The organism is Bifidobacterium tsurumiense (genome assembly GCF_000741765.1).
In the GTDB taxonomy this organism is placed as follows: Bacteria; Actinomycetota; Actinomycetes; order Actinomycetales; family Bifidobacteriaceae; genus Bifidobacterium; species Bifidobacterium tsurumiense.
Genome location: NZ_JGZU01000003.1, coordinates 341,032 through 359,286, shown reverse-complemented (window position 1 = coordinate 359,286; position 18,255 = coordinate 341,032). Strand labels below are relative to the sequence as shown.

Sequence of the window (18,255 nt, the reverse complement as noted above, 5' to 3'; positions counted from 1 at the left end):
GCGTCCTGCCTGTCGGAGGTCTTCCCGTTCTTCTTCATCGTTCCGTGGCATTCGGGGCAAAGTGGGGTTCTCATACCATTCAGACAACCACATTCAAACGGCTCCCAGGCCTTGCCCCGCAACGCGCCACGTCCCGTTCCGGACACACATTCTGGCCGACCTCGAAAGTCCCCACCGCCACATTCAAACACCTCTCAGACCTTGCAGCACAAGGCATGAGAGGCGATTTCAGACACACATTCTGGCCAATAACCCGTGATGGGCAGCATTCCACGAGTGTGGTTATTCCACCTAGTATTGCATGATTTTTCTTGTGATGGGTATAAAAGTGGTGCAGTATTCGTTAAAATACTGCACCACTTTTATACCCATTTTTTAAAAAATGTTATGACAATGTGCTGTCGATATCGGTATCTGATGTACTATCTTCAGGCGTATCGGCACCATTATTATCGCTTTGACGGCGACGCAAGAACAGGACAAGGGTAATCCCTGCCACAAGCAAGATTCCAGCAATCACTGCAAATCCAGCTACAGCAGCACCTGTATGCGCCAAGTTGTGACTCTGAGATTGTGCACCCTGTTCAGCAGTAGGGATATAAACAGTACTGTTTACCTCATTCTTTTCCCACAATGCATACAAAGTGATATCGCTGGTGATATTGCTTAAATCGCTAGACGGAGCATAAAATGTACCAGATCCGTCAGCTTGCGTGTTCCATCCCTTGAAGCTGTAACCATCGCGAGAAAATGCGTTGCCATCAGAAAGAGTGACCTGGCCTGGGTGATCAATTGTATAGGATACAGTCTGACTGTCAATGCTCCCCTTGCCGCCGTTATTGTTATAAGAAACGGTTGCCGAGTATTCAGGAGGGCAAGATGCATTCTTAGAAGCGCTGATATAAACCTGAGTTTGTGCGGTTGTAGAGACACTTGACCGTTCACCTGTTTTCTCATCAGCATTCCAGTAGCGATAGGTGACAGTGTACTTTCCTGGCTTGGAAGTATCAATATTAGCCACGGTTTCCCCGGATGCATCGGTGTATGTCACATCGATGAGTTTACTTTGAGTAGAATCATGCAATGGGGCGCGTACTTCATCTTTATTGTACGGGTGTACCCAATAAAGGCCATCATCTGGATTAAATGTATCACCTACAGTTAAGCAAATATTGGAAGCAGCTGAAATATAGTGCCATAATTCGATGTAGAAAAGATTCTCCGGTAAGGTTTTATCTTCATCATTAACACCATGGATAACGAGACCAGAAGAGTCAGTAGTATAGGTGTAAAACTCGGTATACATTCCATTAGTAGACCAACCTGTACCATCAAACGCTTTCTTCACCTTATCGAGCTTGATGCGATATGAGCCATTGCGGTTATAAGCCATCTTGTTCTGCGCAAACATTTGTGTCAAAGGTGTATACGTCGATTCGTTGCTGTTCTTATATGAAACATCTGTATAATCTAAGCCCACAACGTCATTACTAATTTGTGGCACATCAGTATAAGTGTAATCCAGACTTGTAGAGTGAGAAATCTGATTATTCACTGTATAAATGTAATTAATACTATTATGCGTTACACCTTCATAGTCCGACTTATACGGCGCATACAAAGTCCATTCATGAGCGTAAGGAAGAGAATCAGTACGAGCAAAACGCAAGGAAGCGGTAGTCAAATCGGTATTGGTGTAGAGCCCCCACGGAGTAATTCCGTATCCGCCAACATTTTCAGAGAACTGAACAGGAGCAGTTGTACGTGTCAAATCGAGAGAATCGGCATTGGTCAGCACATAAGGCAAAGTAATAGTGAGCTTTTGTCCTGCACTTAATGGTCCGTGGACATACATAAAGTACACATCATTCATAGAGTACTTTTGTTCATAGTCGGTTTGAGAGAAGTATTTTCCTGGGACACTCTTATGCGAATATTGTGTTTTTGCTTGAACTTGCTGTGCATTTACTCCACTAAACTGCGGAGCTTGAGACATCTGGACTTGTGGTCCCGATGAGGAAGAACCTGCTGCACCAGGAACCATTAAATCGTAATTCATATTTGCTACATCTTTGGATGCAGTAATTTCTACGACAGCATTAAAATGGTATGCACCATTACTATCCGGCGTGAGCTTATCAAGATTTACCACGGAGTCGTGTACAGCAGGGTTATTGGTAGATAAATTGGATTTCACAGTACTGTTAGTGTCATCTGTTGCAGTGAAATACAAGGTATGTTCAAAGCTTATACCTTCTTGAGATGTAGTAGTTGTAGCAGAATCATTAGTGACAGATCCATTATTCATTGCGGTGTCATAAGCTGCAAAAGCTGGGAAGGTCTGCGCAGTTATGCTTATAACAAAAATAGCTACTAGAAAACTAATAAGAATTGAACGAACTTTAACAATAGAAGATTTCTTCATGTTAGAACTTTCACCTCGCTAAGAATATATCATTTTTCTTCATCAAAGACTGTACCATTCTCGATAGGAATAAAAGGAAGTCATATCTTGCTCGTTATGACTTATGAGCCATCCCATATGCACATGTATCAAAAAGTAAGCACGTCTATGAGTTATCATTCATCAAGATTTTACTTGACGATAGATGGACTCTTTTCTAATTTTCAGCAATTCTCTTCTAATATGCTCTCTAACTACACCTTTAATTTTTCCGTTTTATCGATAAATTCTCACCAAGAAAGTTATCCTACCGCCCACTGTGCGCTACAAAAGCACGATTATCGTAAAACTTCTAAGAAAGATTCGATTCATCTTACATCGATTTTATGCCTGAATTCTTCTGCGCAAAAACTCCACAGTAGACACAATGAATAATGCCACTATAGCCGAATATAGGGTATATCACAGAGATAAGAGTTTAAAAAACTAGAGAAATTTAAGCTATATCGCTAGGACAAGTAAGCCAAAGACAAAGAAAATAAACTTTTTCTCATCGTCTTTCTTAAAGCGTTTTTCCACTACTAGAGCAAGGTAAACAAATGGTAGAAATGAGCATAAAGGTAAATGTACATTGAAATAATGCATATAAAACGCGGCAGAGAAACAAGCACCTAGGAAGCACACATTAGTTTTAAAATTTTTATACAAACGTACAGATTAACAGTGAAGTACGGGCACTATTTATCAATCTTACATTTCTCCAAAAACACTACATGGACTAAAACTGCTACAATCCTGTTACAGTAAATCTATAATTAGAAGATAAATATATTCGATGGATTTTGACAAAGAAAGAGCTTGGAGAATCTCATTGATGCGCTATAGGGCTCGTATTTCCTACGAGCCATACGCCTTCACAATTCTACACTCAGGACCCAGAGGTCCACGGTTCAAATCCATGCCCCGCTACCAACGCCTCCGGTTTTACACCAAGGAAACCGGAGGCTTTTTCATTTTTCTGTTCTCAGGCGGATTCGTGCCTGCTTCCGAAACAGCGGAACGCTCTGTTCATGGTCACGATCCGATTCAGCAGGTACATCAGGCTTCATCACGACGCTTGCTGGGCCGCATTCCGCTGCTCCTTGCATATGAGTTCGCACCATTCCTTGCGTACGCCCATAGCTCTCGGAAAGAGCCTCAATACTCAGTAAGTGTTGCTTCAAGCGAACTTACGGAGCCCAAAATCCTGCAGGTCGACATAATAGTGGTTATGCCTATCAAGATCCCCAGTGGCCTACCAGCCCGTGACATCCTCGATTCTGAACGCATTTTTGCTTTAGAAAAGCCGGAAGCAGAGCGTCAGCGAGTGCGCCCGTTGAAATTGGTGATCTTGAACCTGATGCCCAAGAAAATCGAGACGGAGACCCAACTGCTCCGTTTGATTTCAAAGTCGCCTTTGCAGGTGGATATCGATTTCATGAAGACATCCACCCACGAGTCCAAACACGTCAACGCGGACCATTTGGTGAAGTTCTATGAGAACTTGGATTCATTCAAGGACAATTATTACGACGGTTTGGTAGTCACCGGAGCTCCTGTTGAGCACCTCCCATTTGAAGAGGTTGATTATTGGGAAGAATTCAAGCAAATCATTGATTGGGCCGGAACACATGTGTTTTCAACCATGTATCTGTGCTGGGGAGCCATGGGGGCGCTTAACCACAGATATGGTGTGCGCAAAGTCGACCTCCAAGAGAAGATTTTCGGTGTGTTTCCGCAGTATCTGCAGGATGAATACTGCTTCCTTACCAATGGCTTCGACGAGATCGCATTGCAACCGCATTCCCGAGTCGCCGGGGTGAATGAAGACGATATCGCCGCCATACCTGATTTGCAGGTGTTGACTTGGGGTCCGCAGTCGGGCCCGGGTCTTATTGCCACACGAGATTTTTCCGAGGTATTTGCTCTAGGGCATTGGGAGTATGGCAAATACACGCTTGCCGAAGAATACGAGCGTGATATGGCCAAGGGGATGGATAATGTGCCCTTCCCATATAACTACTTCCCACATGATGATCCCAATCTGCAGCCGCTATTCGCTTGGCGATCCCATGCGAATCTGCTGTGGCGCAATTGGCTGAACTGGGTGTATCAAACCACGCCATACGATTTGAACGAGGTTCCTGAACTGCGTGCCCAAAAGAAACTGGGCACCGATCGATCAATCCGACATGTGCCCGGCGCGCCGAGGATTGACGGTTTCCAGCCCATGCTTGCCGATGGATACGGCATTATTGCTCACGGTAACTTGGGCTAGAACCTGCGTCCTTACCGTTTCTGTGCCTGTGTTGCAGTTGTTTCCTTACCCTCTTTCAGCCTTTGCCTTTGTCTCAGCGAGTGCCTTCGCTGTCGGCATCGCTGCATTCGCCGATGTGCGTGGCGGTGGCAGTTGCAGACCCATTTCGAAGGCCTTCCAAGAAAGGTTTGGCTTGGAGGGGGGGGCAATGGCTGGTGGATCCTGACTATCAAAGCAATTCATGCCGCAACGAGGGTGATCACTGTGGTTCAGACTCAAATACCGCAGATAGATCTGAAGTCATGATTGTTGTGTATGACATTCATCAATGTGGCTAAATCCGCTGCAAATATTTCGTGGACTGATTCTTCCGCATATACATATGTGATAAACGTACGGGTTTGTGACTATTCAGACATTCATATATTGGACAGCCAATATTCAGTATTGAAAAGTTCCCACGCGGCATTGCTGCAACTTTGCTTAATGATAGAGCGCACGCAGATTACTCAGGAATAGTGTCAACAGGAAGATCGACATTACGAAACTGCGTTATAAGGCATTCCGCGGTGTGTTGCTGATTATCCATATACTTGTCAAAGGGGAGGCGTAAACCCACATCTGTTCGTTTGGATGGGTGGTCAATCACTGGCGTCATGCAATTGTCACCACATTGATTGCCGACTGTCGAAGCCACTGGTAAGTCGAGGCATCGTCCTTACTAGTGAGCTAGACTGGCTACTGTTGCGAGCATTAGGAGGCGCAGATGGTTGGAGCACTCAGCACGAGTGTGCTGTTGGCAGCTGATTCCGGTCCGGAGCTGCCGTCGGTGGAAGATTTTCTTCCTCCGGAGATCCTTTTCCAAGGAACTCCATTCGCGATCAACCGCATCATTTTGGTGCGCATTGTCGCGACTCTGCTCATGATTGCTGTGCTAGGCATCACTGCAAAGCGTGCCAAGATCGTTCCTGGTCGTTGGCAGGGCTTTATCGAATACGTCATTGAGTTCGTCAGAGACAAGATCGTGTATGAGGTCATGGGCGAAGTTCGTGGCAAGCGTCATCTTGCCATGATTTGCACCCTGTTCTTCACGATTTTTGTATTTAACCTCTGTGGCATTATCCCCGGCGCCAACATTGCGGCAACCGCTACTGTGGTCATGCCGTTGATTTTCGCCATATGGACTTTGGTTCAATACTGGATTGTTGCAGCGCGTGAACAAGGCCTGAAGAGTTTTATCCGCCATGAGGTATTCACCCCGGGCGTTCCGTGGCCTGTGTATATCCTGCTCAGTCCTATCCAGCTTCTCGAACTGCTGGTTATTCGACCTGCGTCGCTGACGATTCGACTGTTTGCCAATATGATTTCTGGACATCTTCTTGTGGCGACCTGCCTGGTGTTCACTCAGTATTGGCTTGTCGATTTCTCCAATAAGCTGACCGGTGTTCCGGTGGGCGCGCTGTGGTTCTTTGGGGCCATATTCCTCACCTGCTTCGAGGCTCTGGTGGCTTTCTTGCAGGCTTACGTGTTTGCAGTCCTTGCTGCGGTATATATCAATCTGAGCTATCCGGAAGAGTGACGTCAAGTCACCGCCGAATCACGTAATATTTCTTATTTTTGTCAAATATCCATAACGTTTCAACAGTTACCTAGAAAGGACAAGAAATGGATATCATCACTCTCGCGGAGGTCGCTGGTAACCTGAGCGTCATCGGCTACGGTCTGGCCACTTTGGGTCCTGGCATCGGTCTGGGCATCCTGTTCGGTAAGGCCATGGAATCCACCGCCCGTCAGCCCGAGATGTCTGGTCGTATCCAGACGATCATGTTCATTGGTCTGGCTCTGGTCGAGGTGCTGGCATTGATCGGCTTCGTCGCCGTCATCATGTTCCACTGATCTCAATCAGTGAGAGCATACGAATAATAGCCGTACGGCAAATGAAAGGAGGACCCCATGACTACGTTGGCAGAAGGCGGCATTGATCTGTTTGTGCCCAAGGTGTACGACATGGTGTGGTCCCTGATCATACTGGTTATTGTTGCGCTGTTCTTCTATCGATTCTTCCTGCCGAAATTCAACGCCGTCTTTGATGAACGCGCGTCCAAAATTGAGGGTGGAATGAAGAAGGCCGCTCAGGCCCAGCAAGATGCCGAACAGGCAAAGGCCAAGTATGAGGCTCAACTGAGCACTGCTCGGGTAGAGGCGTCGAAGATTCGTGACGATGCCCGTGCCGAGGCTTCGCATATCGTTGCCGACGCACGTTCCAGGGCAGAAAGCGAAGCGGAGCAGATCACAGCAAATGCTCAGCGCTCATTGGAGTCGCAGCATAAGCAAGCGCTGGTGAGCTTGAAGGGTGAGGTCGGCACTTTGGCGACCGCCCTCGCTGGCAAGATTCTCGGTTCAAGACTTGAAGATGATGCAGTCCAGTCATCGATGATCGATCAGATGCTCGACGATATGACTGCAGCACCGAAGTCCGACGAATCTCAGCAGTGAAACGCAACTATCTAGCCACATTCAAGAAAGGGAGGTGACCGATGCGAGGAGAGACTTCACGCATTTCGGATCGTGTTTCACGCGATTCCTTGGCCCCCGAACTGCGCAATGCCGGTGAAGATACGTGGCGTATAGGAAACGAACTGTTTTCCTTCACCAATCTGCTCGACCATAATGTGCGCATTGAGCGTGCACTCACCGAACCATCGCGTTCGGCAGAGGATAAGGTCGCGTTGCTTCGCTCACTCATTGGCGACCAAGCGCATCCGGTGACCATGACGATTTTGTCCGATTTGGCAAGCCGTCAGTGGAGCCGTGTGCGGGATGTGGCCAATGGTGTCGAAGACTTTGGTGTGGACGCCATGATGTATTACGCGGATGCGACAGGAACCACTTTGCAAGTGTCCATCGAGTTGGCTGAATTGCATTCGGCACTGCTCGGTCTTTCTGTGGTTCGTTCGCGTTTATACGATGAAAGCGTTCCTGCGCAGGCACGTATCGACTTGCTGCATAGCCTATTGAATGGAAAGAATTTCAATAAGGTCACTATGCGGTTGGCGGAGCATGCAACATGCAATCCGCGCAAGCGTCGGTACTTGGCAACTATTCAGTGGATGATCAACAAATTCTCCCGGCATATGGGCGAATCGATGATTACCGTAACCACAGCTGTGGCTCTTACCACTGAACAAGTGGACAAACTTGTTACGTTCTACACCAACAAACTTGGACGTGCGGTGCATATCAACTCCGTCGTCGATCCAAGCGTGATTGGTGGCATGAGAGTCCAGGTAGGTGACGAGGTCACCGATAATACGGTGGTAGCACAGTTGCACAAGCTGCAACGAGCAGTTAAAGCCAGTGCATAGCCTCTGGGCTTTACGACGTAACAGTCAATATCAATTCAATAAGGAGTGATCATGGCAGAACTGACCATTGATCCCACCACGATACGCAAGGCGCTCGATGAATTCGTCGATGCGTACAAGCCGTCGGATACTCCCACTCAAGAAGTGGGATATGTGGCTACGGCCGGTGACGGCATTGCGCACGTGACGGGGCTGCCTGGTTGCATGGCCAACGAGTTGCTGACGTTTGAAAACGGCACTCTCGGTTTGGCATTCAACCTTGACGCCCGAGAAATCGGCGTGGTTATCCTCGGTGACTTCTCAGGCATCGAAGAGGGACAGGAAGTGCGTCGTACCGGCGAAGTGCTTTCGGTCCCAGTGGGTGACGGATACCTCGGTCGTGTTGTGGATCCGTTGGGTAAGCCGATCGATGGACTGGGAGAAATCAAGAGCGAGGGACGTCGTATCCTCGAAGCTCAGGCCCCCGATGTTATGCATCGTCATCCGGTGGATGAGCCAATGTCCACTGGTTTGAAGGCCATCGACGCGATGACGCCGATTGGTCGCGGACAGCGACAGCTGATTATTGGCGATCGACAGACAGGTAAGACGGCTATCGCCATCGATACCATCATCAACCAGAAGGCTAATTGGGCCAGTGGGGATCCCAAGAAGCAGGTTCGATGCATCTATGTCGCCATTGGACAAAAGGGTTCCACAATCGCTTCGGTGCGACAGAGCCTTGAAGAGGCCGGTGCGATGGAATACACCACCATCGTGGCGAGCCCTGCATCCGATTCAGCCGGTTACAAGTACATTGCACCCTACACCGGTTCAGCAATAGGACAGCATTGGATGTATCACGGCAAGCACGTGCTCATCGTGTTTGATGATCTGTCCAAGCAGGCTGAAGCCTATCGTTCGATTTCCTTGTTGCTTCGTCGTCCACCGGGGCGTGAAGCCTACCCTGGCGATGTGTTCTACCTGCATTCCCGCCTGCTGGAACGCTGCGCGAAGTTGTCCGATGATTTGGGTGGCGGTTCGATGACTGGTCTGCCGATTATCGAAACGAAGGCGAATGACGTGTCTGCGTACATTCCGACCAACGTTATTTCGATTACCGATGGCCAGATCTTCCTCCAGTCCGATCTGTTTAACGCCGGGCAGCGACCTGCAGTGGATGTCGGTATATCGGTGTCTCGAGTCGGTGGCGCTGCGCAGTCCAAGGCCTTGAAGAAGGTCTCCGGTACGCTGAAGATTTCCTTGGCTCAATACAAGTCCTTGGAATCCTTCGCCATGTTCGCTTCCGATTTGGATTCGGCGTCGAAGGCTCAGCTCACCCGTGGTGCGCGCTTGACCGAGCTGCTGAAGCAGCCTCAGTTCTCGCCTCGTTCCATGGAGCAGGAAGTGGTCTCTGTTTGGGCAGGTACGCATGGCAAGCTTGATGATCTCGAACTTGATGATGTATTGCCATTCGAGCAGGGGATGCTTGACTACCTCGAGCACAACACCGATATCCTGAGCACCATTCGTGACACCGGTGATTTCACCAAGGATACGGAAGATGCACTCGACAAGGCTGTGGAAGCTTTCCGGTCGACCTTCGTGACCAAGGCCGGACATCCTCTCGTGAACAAGAAGGCTGAAAACGCTCCGGTTACCGAGGTCGAGCAAGAAAAGATCGTAGCGAGAGAGAAGTAACCCATGAGCTCTCAACTCGCATTGAAATCGCGGATCGCCTCTACACGGTCGTTGGAAAAGATTTTCAACGCCCAAGAGATGATCGCGTCTTCGCACGTGGCCAAGGCACGAGATGTGGCTATGAATGCGAAGCCGTATAGCGATGCGATTTTCGAGGCCGTGCAGGCACTGGTCATGCATACGAATATTGCTCATGCCGATGTCGAGCATCCGATTGTCAAGAAGCGCGGAGAAAACAACCCAAGGGTTGCCGTGCTCGCCATGACATCGGATCGCGGCATGGCAGGTCCATTCACCTCATCCATCATCAGGGAGACTGAGTCATTGCTCTCTCGTCTTGATGCAGATGGCAAACAGCCAGAGCTGTATGTGTATGGACGTCGTGGTGTGAACTTCTACAAGTACCGTAATCGCGATATTGCCGGCACTTGGGAAGGCAATAGCGACCATCCTGGCGTGGAGGTGGCCGAGGCTATCTCCAAAGCATTGCTGGAAGCATATATGAAGCCGGCAGCCGATGGCGGAGTTTCGGAACTCTACATCGTCTTCACCGAATTCATCAATATGGTCGTGCAGAAGGTTAGGGTACTTCGCATGTTGCCTGTGGAAGTAATCCAGCCCGCAGGTATCGACGATAAAGAGAATGGTGGTATGGAAGCCGATACGGCAGCGCTGTATGCTTTCGAACCAAGCTTGGATCAAGTGCTTGATGCGGTGCTTCCGAAATATGTGCAGTCGCGCATTCACGAATGCCTGTTGACTTCAGCAGCCTCTGAGACGGCAAGCCGCCAGAATGCCATGCACACGGCCACGGATAACGCTCGTAACCTCGTTGATGCGCTGACTCGCAAGCTCAATGCTTCGCGACAGGCGTCCATCACCCAAGAACTTACCGAAATTATCGGCAGCGCCGACGCGCTGAACACAGAGGAAGAGTAGGAACGCATATGGCTGATACTGAAACTCAGACCACAGCGGCTTACGGGAGCAAGACGGAGGACCCGATCACCGGACGCATTACTCGCGTTCAGGGCTCGGTTATTGACGTTGAATTCCCAGTAGGCCACCTGCCCGATATATATAACGCCCTCACTGTCAAGATCAACAATGTTGGCAGTGTCGAGGGCGAGACCCTGCACGAAATCACCCTCGAGGTCGAACAGCACCTCGGTGACTCCACGGTTCGTGCAGTGGCTCTCAAGCCTACGGATGGTTTGGTCCGTGGTGCCACGGTGGTGAACACCGGCGGCCCTATTGAGGTGCCGGTTGGAGACATCACCAAAGGACACGTATTTGACGTATCCGGCAACATCCTGAACAAGAAGGATGGTGAGGATCTGACCGTCAAGGAACGTTGGCCTATCCATCGCAATCCTCCCGCATTCGATCAGCTCGAGTCCAAGACCCAGATGTTCGAAACCGGAATCAAGGTCATCGATTTGCTCACCCCGTATGTTCAGGGTGGCAAGATCGGCCTCTTCGGTGGCGCTGGCGTTGGCAAGACCGTGTTGATTCAGGAAATGATTCAACGCGTGGCTCAGAACCACGGCGGTGTTTCCGTATTCGCAGGCGTTGGTGAACGTACCCGTGAGGGCAACGACCTGATAGGCGAGATGGAAGAGGCTGGAGTTCTTGAGAAGACCGCATTGGTCTTCGGACAGATGGATGAGCCCCCGGGAACTCGTTTGCGTGTGCCTCTGACCGCTTTGACCATGGCGGAATACTTCCGCGATGTGCAGAATCAGGATGTGTTGCTGTTTATCGACAACATCTTCCGATTCACCCAGGCCGGTTCTGAGGTGTCGACCCTGCTGGGACGTATGCCTTCTGCAGTGGGTTATCAGCCAAACCTGGCTGATGAAATGGGTGGTTTGCAGGAACGCATCACTTCGACCCGTGGTCATTCGATTACGTCATTGCAGGCTATCTACGTGCCTGCTGATGACTACACCGATCCTGCCCCTGCGACGACTTTCGCCCACTTGGATGCAACGACCGAGCTTTCCCGCGATATCGCGGCGAAGGGTATCTACCCTGCAGTGGATCCGCTGTCATCCACATCGCGAATTCTGGATCCTCGTTATGTGGGACAAGCCCATTATGACTGCGCCAACCGTGTGAAAGCCATCTTGCAGCGCAATAAGGAATTGCAGGACATCATCGCACTGATCGGTATCGATGAGCTGAGCGAAGAGGATAAGACCACTGTGAACCGCGCGCGTAAAATCGAGCAGTTCCTCGGTCAGAACTTCTACGTGGCCGAAAAGTTCACCGGTCGTCCCGGTTCGTATGTTCCTGCCGACGAGACCATCGAAGCATTCACCCGCATTTGTGACGGTGTATATGACGAGGTGCCTGAGCAAGCATTCTCCGGCATTGGCGGCATCGAGGATCTCGAAAAGAAGTGGCACGACATGAAGCAGGAATTCGGTGCATAATGGCTGATTCGAGTATGCAGGTGAATATCGTGGCTGCTGACCACCCAGTGTGGTCAGGGGCTGCGAAGTCTGCCGTCATACCGGCTTCTGAAGGTGCTATGGGCATTCTGCCCAATCACGAACCGGTATTGACCTTGGTTAAAGGCGGAACCCTCACCGTAACGGATGTGAATGGTGAACTGCACTCCTTTGCAGTTGCCGACGGATTCATATCCTTTGATGAGAACAAGCTGACCGTGGCCGTGGAACGCGGTCGCGATGTGGTCAAGCACGGTGATGAGTAAGGCAAAAAGCGCGAAGTCGTAGCTTGCAGCGCTTAACAACGGGTGGCAACGAAGTTCAATCGTTGCCACCCGTTTTTGCGCTCGATGACTCATGGTGTGGTTGAAGGGCCATCGATAGAAGAGATGTTCTAGATTCTCGGATTCTCTTGGAGATTTCTGACGGCCTGACATCTGATTCTTCCTACTGGTATGGTTATGGGCTGTGAGAATTATCGTTGCTGATTGTAGTGCTGAGTATTCCGGTCGCTTGCATGCTTCATTGCCGCTTGCCAGAAGGGTTCTGCTGATCAAAGCGGACAATAGCCTGCTCATTTTCTCTGAACTTGGATCATACAAGCCTTTGAATTGGATGGCCGCTCCCTGCACGATAAAGGAAGTGGTGCCGGCGGGTGCGGATGACGATATTGATACGACCATTCCGCATTCGGTGCTGCGAGTATCCGCTGCCAAAAGCGATGACGTCTTGGAAGTCACTTTGCAGCATGTGTATTCGGATGAAAGCTACGATTTGGGTGAAGATCCCGGACTGGTGAAAGATGGCGTCGAAGATCATCTTCAGCGATACTTGGCAGAGCAAATCGAACGCATCGGCAAGGGTGCAAGTTTGGTCCGTCGGGAATATCCAACCGCAATCGGTCCTGTTGACATCATGGCGATCGATGGAAACGGCCAACATGTAGCGATCGAAATCAAGCGCAATGGTGGAATCGATGGTGTGGAGCAGCTGACTCGATACTGTGAGTTGCTGAACCGCGATCCTCTGTTGGCACCTGTTCGTGGCATATTTGCAGCGCAGACCATAACCCCTCAAGCGAAGGTATTGGCAAAGGACCGTGGTTTTGAATGCCTTATTCTCGATTATGACGAAATGAAGGGTGTCGAGGACGATAGCCTGAGGTTGTTCTGATGGTGCGTCTGACTTGACCGGGGATTGTGAGCAAACACAGGATACTGCAGAAATCGAACCCGTCGCGTAGCCGACCGGATTGCAGGAAACACACACAAGTCGGAACAACAAGTTGATGACATTATGTGTCGTAACGAAGTGGGGGCGGCAACGTGAGACCAATCACGTTGCCGCCCCCCACATCATGTGGTGCATAGCCCAATCACGAATATCGCTTATCGAACACACTCATGCGCAGCCGCCGCAATCAGGAAGCGTAGAGAATGTCGACAATGAAATACAGTGTCGAATTGGCTGGAATCTTTTCTTGTGCCGTGGATCCATAACCCTGGTCCGGAGGCACAATCAGCAAAACTTGTGAACCGATGGTCTGGCCGGTAAGGCCATTCGTCCATCCCTTGATGACCTGGCTGAGCGAGAAGCTCGAAGCCGAACCGCGGTCCCATGATGAATCAAATTGCGTCAACGTGCCGTCGGAGCCTATGCACCAGCCAGTGTACTGGACGGTGAGGCTGTCGGTGGATTGCACCTCACGGCCTGAACCCTTGATCAGAGTCTGTGACACCAACTGGTCACCGGGAGTGTATCCATTGAGATCAAGCGAAGGCTTGCCGCTGTCATCCAGAGTGACCTTGGGCAGATCGGATGGGATATCGATTACTGCAGTACCTTCAGCACGTGTAGGAACGGTGCCTGTGGAAATCAGCGTCAAAACCATGATGTATGACGTGCCCGAAGTGTTGTTGTCATTCACGCCGAAGGCAATGGTGGTATTGACCTTCTTGCCGATGATCAGATTGTAATACGTGGAGTTTGTGGTGTCCTTCGTCATCGGAGTGCAGGAAGGCGTGTTATTGGTCCACGTATTCATCAGCTCCGAGCCGTCCTTGGCTTGCAGGGCCTTGCCTTGGAAACAGACCAGATCGCCTTCTTTGATGACCGCGCCATCCCCTTCCTGCAGCACGGCGCTTGCGCCATCCTCCACAGTCATTGGGGTATGGAAAGAAATCGTGGGCTCCTTGCCCAGATCGCCGGTGGCGGTTATGCCGGCGAGTTGGTCGGTGGAACCGACAGAGGAAGCGGATGAGCTGTCGGATGAAGCCGATGAGTCAGAGCAAGCGGCCATTGCGGTGCACAACGCAAGTGTGCAAAGAGCGGCTACAGCCTTGACAGGCATCCGCATAACAGATTTGAACGAAACCATGTCCCATACCCTACCGTTCAACCATGATTTTGAGGCATAAAATAGTGTTATGGATCACTGTATTCGCCTATTGGCTAGGCGTTAAGGGGACGAATCTAGTAGAATGGTTTCGCTATGACTGATGTACAAGAAGAACACGACAAGCCAAGCGATACCGGACGGCCGAGCCGGCACGCCATGATTATGCGCGGCGTCGTTGCTCCTATATTCGGTCTGCTTGCCGTGGCAAGTGTGATTTTTGGGGTGCTGAACGCGACGATATGGAAGCCTAGCTCGCAGATTACCGCGACTACTTCCGTATCAGGAACGCAGTATGTGGTCACCGATCCATCGGTACTGACTTTGGTGGACACTCAGGCGACGCTTACCGTGCAGGGGCAATCCGGGACGCAGGTGTGCGTTGCGTTTGGTTCAAGCAAGGATGTGACCGGTTGGGTAGCGGGATATCCATACACCCGCATAACGGGATTGAGTGACTGGACTACGCTGTCGACCGAACAGGCCAGCGCTCAGGGGACTAGGGAATCCACGGATGGTGCTGTCGATTTCCAGAACTCGGATATGTGGTCCTCGGTGAAATGCGGCACCGGCAGCGTCAGTCTTTCGGCGAGTGAACAAGACACCGATAAACTCGCCATTATCGATTTTGGACAAAGCATAACCACACCAGCGACCATAACCCTGCATTGGGTGCGTCAGACCTTGCCAGATTTCGCAATGCCTTTGTATTTCATAGGAGGCCTATGCGTGGTGCTGACCATCCTGTCTGCATCGGTATTTGCCATGCCGCCACACAAGCGCCGCAAGCGCATGGTTGCCAGCGAACCTGTCGAGGTCGCCGAGGAGGTAACCGTCGGTCAGGCCGTGGCGGGCAGCCTGTCGGGCTTGCGCTCGGCGGTTAAAGTTCGTCCCAAGAAGCGTCGGCGTCATGCACGGCGTGCGGATGATGGCAAGAAGTCGAGAAACGGATCGGCTCAGAACGCGAATGAAACTGAATCAGAGGCCCCACTGGTTGTGGATCCTTCCGCTCGCAATCTTGTGGCGGATCAGCAGCATGGTGAATCTCAAGGAGATGACATTCACCAGACCACGGTGATTAACACGGATGAGCTCCAGGCTTATTTTGCCAGGTTGGCTCAAGAGATGGGTGATTCGCAATCTTCCTCAGGTGAAGATGCGGAGTCTTCAACCGATGCGGCATCACTTGACGATCAAGACCATCAAGATCATTCGGAAGATATGCCAGAACAAGAAGCCCAAGGCGATAACGACCAAATGCAGAATGACCACGATTCAGCAGCTGAGGAAGGAGGCGAGTGATGAAGAATCAAGCAGCAAAAATGATCGCAGCCATCATGTCTGTCGGTCTGTTAATAGGCGTTGCCGCCTGTGAAGGCCAGGTACCCAAGCCCACTTCATCAACCTCAGCGCAAGAGAGTCCTGACCTGACTCAGGACCAGGAAAAAGCCATCAGGCAGCAAATCCTTTCGGTGATCAATGCCGCGAATGAGGCCAAAAGTGCGGATGGTCTCGATGTCCGAATGACCGGTCCCGCCTTGGAAATCAGAACCAGTGAATTGGCCATTGCACAGGCGACAGGATCTTTGGATGCGAAGACAACCATTCCTGAGGACATCACGCAGACGGTGATTCCAACCGATTCCGGATGGCCTCGTTCGGTATTCACCATTACTACAACTACTGAAGATCAGCAGTCGAAGCGTTTGCTAGTCATGAATCAGGACAGTGCTCGCAGCAACTACAAATTATGGGCGATTGCACGGCTCTTCCAGGGTGCGAAATTACCGAAGTTTGCCGTGCCCGATCATGGATCGCAAATGGGAACCGCTGATGACACCGGTTTGGTGGTCACTCCTCAGCAAGCCGTGGAGCAGTATGCTGACCTGCTGCAGAACGGTTCATCAAGCCAATATGCGTCCAATTTCGCCGACGATTATTTCCGTCAGGAATTGACGACCTTGACCCAAACCGTGCAAGAAGGCATGGAGCGGAACAACGGTACGCAGCAGCAGACCTTCTCAGCGGTGAAAGATCAAATTGCAGTTATGCGCTCGTCGGATGGCGGCGATCTCGTGGTTGCACAGATCAATTCTGAGTGGACACGGCAGGCAGGAGAAGGCCGTGAATCCCAGCCGGCTTCGGATGCTGAGCGTGCGCTATTCGGTGATGGAACGGCGACCAGCACCATGAAGGTCACGTATGTCAATGTGATAGCGCTGTATGTGCCGCCCGCGGATTCGGGCCAGCAGATCACTGCGGTTGGCGCTGAACGTCAGCCAGTGAAGGTGGAAGCGATCTAGTTTCTGGCGACTCAGCCACATATGATGCGGATGCCTCATTCCTGATATCGGAATGAGGGCATCTGTCATTTGTAGAGACAGGCATATGAAATAAAACGAGCCATAAGCCATGTGACAATTTCTGTTGTCTATTGTGACAATATGCGTATGCCCACGCTGTTGGTAGTCATCTTGTATCCAATGAAGCGGGCGGGGAATATCTGCCACCGGTGAACTCATAACCCATCGGTGACGGGTGGCGCTAAGTTGTGTGTAGATGAAGTAGGCCACGAAAGTGGATCTGGAAACGCATGAATGCGGTGAATGGCCGTGTACATGCGCGAATATTTGAGGAAAGGGCCGATATGGCAGGTCAACAGCAGTTCAATCCAGGATTCTCTCTTGCTGGGGCCGTGGATTTGGAATCATTGAAGCATCAGGTCAAGGCTGAGCCGGGGCAAGATGGCGGTGCGCCTGCAGCCGGCGGATATGTTATTGATACCACGGAAAACACGTTCCAAGCCATGGTGCAGACTTCGGCGACATTCCCCATTGTGTTGCTGCTGTGGGTTCCCACAGACGAACGGCTTATCGGCATGGCCAAAACACTTGGCGATGCCGTCAATGCTCTGAACGGCCAGATTCAGCTTTCCCGTATCGATATCAGCCAGTACCCTTCAATCGCCCAAGCCTTGCAGGTGCAAGGCGCACCGGCATTATTCGGCTTGATCGGTGGCCGTCCTATGCCGATTCTGCAAGGCCTCCCCGCTGAGGATGAGCTGCAACAAATCGTTGATCAAGTCATTCCACGGCTGATCCAGGTTGCCCAGCAAGCCGGGATTACGGGAAGCGCCCCTTATGCTGAAACAGGCGAAAACGAGAATGCCGGTGAGGATGCGCAAAGTTCCCAGGAACCACAGGTGCCTCCTGAACATGCTGAGGCCCATCGCCTGGCTCAAGAGGGTGATTATGCCGGCGCTGCAGCCGCATACGCCACGGTACTGGAGTCGGATCCCTCTGATTCATTGGCAGCGCGCGAACGCTCGAAGGCTCTTTTGCTGGCACGTTCTGGCGAAGCGGATGTGCGTGTGGTGCGCGGTCAGGCTGCCGATAATCCTGATGATGTCGATGCACAGTTGGCTGTTGCCGATATCGATATGATCGGCGGGCAGATAGAGGATGCTTTCAATAGGATTCTGGATTTCGCAGCAAGTCATCGTGCCGATATGGATGCCATAAGGCAGCGCTTGCTGGAATATTTCGTTATTCCTGAGGCGGATGACGAAAGGGTGAAGCGTGCTCGTCGTCGTTTGGCGACGCTGATGTATTAAGCAAATTATGGCTCAGGCAAATTTCATGAAGAGGAGGATTCGCAGT

The 18,255-nt window shown here is 50.8% G+C and carries 16 protein-coding genes; 14 read left to right on the top strand and 2 right to left on the bottom strand.

Annotated features, from left to right (window positions below; translation table 11 throughout):
• Window positions 1-305, top strand: a 305-nt coding sequence (locus tag BITS_RS09425) for a hypothetical protein (RefSeq protein WP_238556522.1), incomplete at its 5' end; no start/stop codon positions are given.
• Between the two features lie 80 nt (window positions 306-385).
• Here BITS_RS09425 and BITS_RS02290 read toward each other — a convergent pair.
• On the bottom strand, window positions 386-2,425 hold the full coding sequence (locus BITS_RS02290; RefSeq protein ID WP_018142636.1) for an InlB B-repeat-containing protein: 2,040 nt from the start codon (window positions 2,423-2,425) through the stop codon (window positions 386-388).
• Window positions 2,426-3,674: 1,249 nt separating this feature from the next.
• Between BITS_RS02290 and BITS_RS02285 the strand changes: the two genes are divergently transcribed.
• The 10 genes from BITS_RS02285 (at window position 3,675) to nucS (ending at window position 13,374) form a co-directional block, all read left to right on the top strand.
• Window positions 3,675-4,721: a homoserine O-succinyltransferase gene (locus BITS_RS02285; protein WP_026642742.1), complete on the top strand. Its 1,047-nt coding sequence runs from the start codon at window positions 3,675-3,677 to the stop codon at window positions 4,719-4,721.
• A gap of 745 nt (window positions 4,722-5,466) precedes the next feature.
• Window positions 5,467-6,279, top strand: a complete 813-nt coding sequence (gene atpB, locus BITS_RS02280; protein WP_026642743.1) for a F0F1 ATP synthase subunit A — start codon at window positions 5,467-5,469, stop codon at window positions 6,277-6,279.
• A gap of 86 nt (window positions 6,280-6,365) precedes the next feature.
• Entirely contained in the window at window positions 6,366-6,596 is a 231-nt protein-coding gene (gene atpE / locus BITS_RS02275; RefSeq protein WP_026642744.1) for an ATP synthase F0 subunit C, read from the top strand.
• Window positions 6,597-6,653: 57 nt separating this feature from the next.
• The gene (locus BITS_RS02270; protein ID WP_026642746.1) at window positions 6,654-7,196 is read left to right on the top strand and encodes a F0F1 ATP synthase subunit B; all 543 of its coding nucleotides are present in this window, start codon (window positions 6,654-6,656) and stop codon (window positions 7,194-7,196) included.
• Window positions 7,197-7,237: 41 nt separating this feature from the next.
• Entirely contained in the window at window positions 7,238-8,065 is an 828-nt protein-coding gene (locus BITS_RS02265) for a F0F1 ATP synthase subunit delta (protein ID WP_026642747.1), read from the top strand.
• 51 nt (window positions 8,066-8,116) lie between these two features.
• The gene (gene atpA / locus BITS_RS02260; RefSeq protein ID WP_026642748.1) at window positions 8,117-9,745 is read left to right on the top strand and encodes a F0F1 ATP synthase subunit alpha; all 1,629 of its coding nucleotides are present in this window, start codon (window positions 8,117-8,119) and stop codon (window positions 9,743-9,745) included.
• Window positions 9,746-9,748: 3 nt separating this feature from the next.
• Entirely contained in the window at window positions 9,749-10,684 is a 936-nt protein-coding gene (locus tag BITS_RS02255) for a F0F1 ATP synthase subunit gamma (RefSeq protein ID WP_026642749.1), read from the top strand.
• Between the two features lie 8 nt (window positions 10,685-10,692).
• Window positions 10,693-12,183, top strand: coding sequence for a F0F1 ATP synthase subunit beta (gene atpD / locus BITS_RS02250; RefSeq protein ID WP_026642750.1), 1,491 nt, complete (start codon window positions 10,693-10,695; stop codon window positions 12,181-12,183).
• The gene (locus BITS_RS02245) at window positions 12,183-12,467 is read left to right on the top strand and encodes a F0F1 ATP synthase subunit epsilon (RefSeq protein ID WP_026642751.1); all 285 of its coding nucleotides are present in this window, start codon (window positions 12,183-12,185) and stop codon (window positions 12,465-12,467) included. Before atpD ends, BITS_RS02245 begins: the two co-directional genes overlap by 1 nt.
• A 202-nt stretch (window positions 12,468-12,669) precedes the next feature.
• The gene (gene nucS / locus BITS_RS02240; RefSeq protein ID WP_026642752.1) at window positions 12,670-13,374 is read left to right on the top strand and encodes an endonuclease NucS; all 705 of its coding nucleotides are present in this window, start codon (window positions 12,670-12,672) and stop codon (window positions 13,372-13,374) included.
• A gap of 247 nt (window positions 13,375-13,621) precedes the next feature.
• Here the strand turns inward: nucS and BITS_RS02235 are convergent, their stop codons facing one another.
• On the bottom strand, window positions 13,622-14,578 hold the full coding sequence (locus tag BITS_RS02235) for an FKBP-type peptidyl-prolyl cis-trans isomerase (RefSeq protein ID WP_229774932.1): 957 nt from the start codon (window positions 14,576-14,578) through the stop codon (window positions 13,622-13,624).
• Window positions 14,579-14,692: 114 nt separating this feature from the next.
• Between BITS_RS02235 and BITS_RS02230 the strand changes: the two genes are divergently transcribed.
• The 3 genes from BITS_RS02230 to BITS_RS02220 all read left to right on the top strand — a co-directional run bounded on the left by BITS_RS02230 (window position 14,693) and on the right by BITS_RS02220 (window position 18,209).
• Window positions 14,693-15,898 (top strand): hypothetical protein, encoded by a 1,206-nt coding sequence (locus BITS_RS02230; protein ID WP_034534422.1) that lies wholly within the window; start codon window positions 14,693-14,695, stop codon window positions 15,896-15,898.
• Complete coding sequence (locus tag BITS_RS02225; protein WP_026642754.1) at window positions 15,898-16,899, top strand: DUF8094 domain-containing protein; 1,002 nt, start codon at window positions 15,898-15,900, stop codon at window positions 16,897-16,899. The genes BITS_RS02230 and BITS_RS02225 overlap by 1 nt, the downstream gene beginning before the upstream one ends.
• A 344-nt stretch (window positions 16,900-17,243) precedes the next feature.
• Complete coding sequence (locus BITS_RS02220; protein WP_026642755.1) at window positions 17,244-18,209, top strand: tetratricopeptide repeat protein; 966 nt, start codon at window positions 17,244-17,246, stop codon at window positions 18,207-18,209.
• Window positions 18,210-18,255 lie beyond the last annotated feature (46 nt).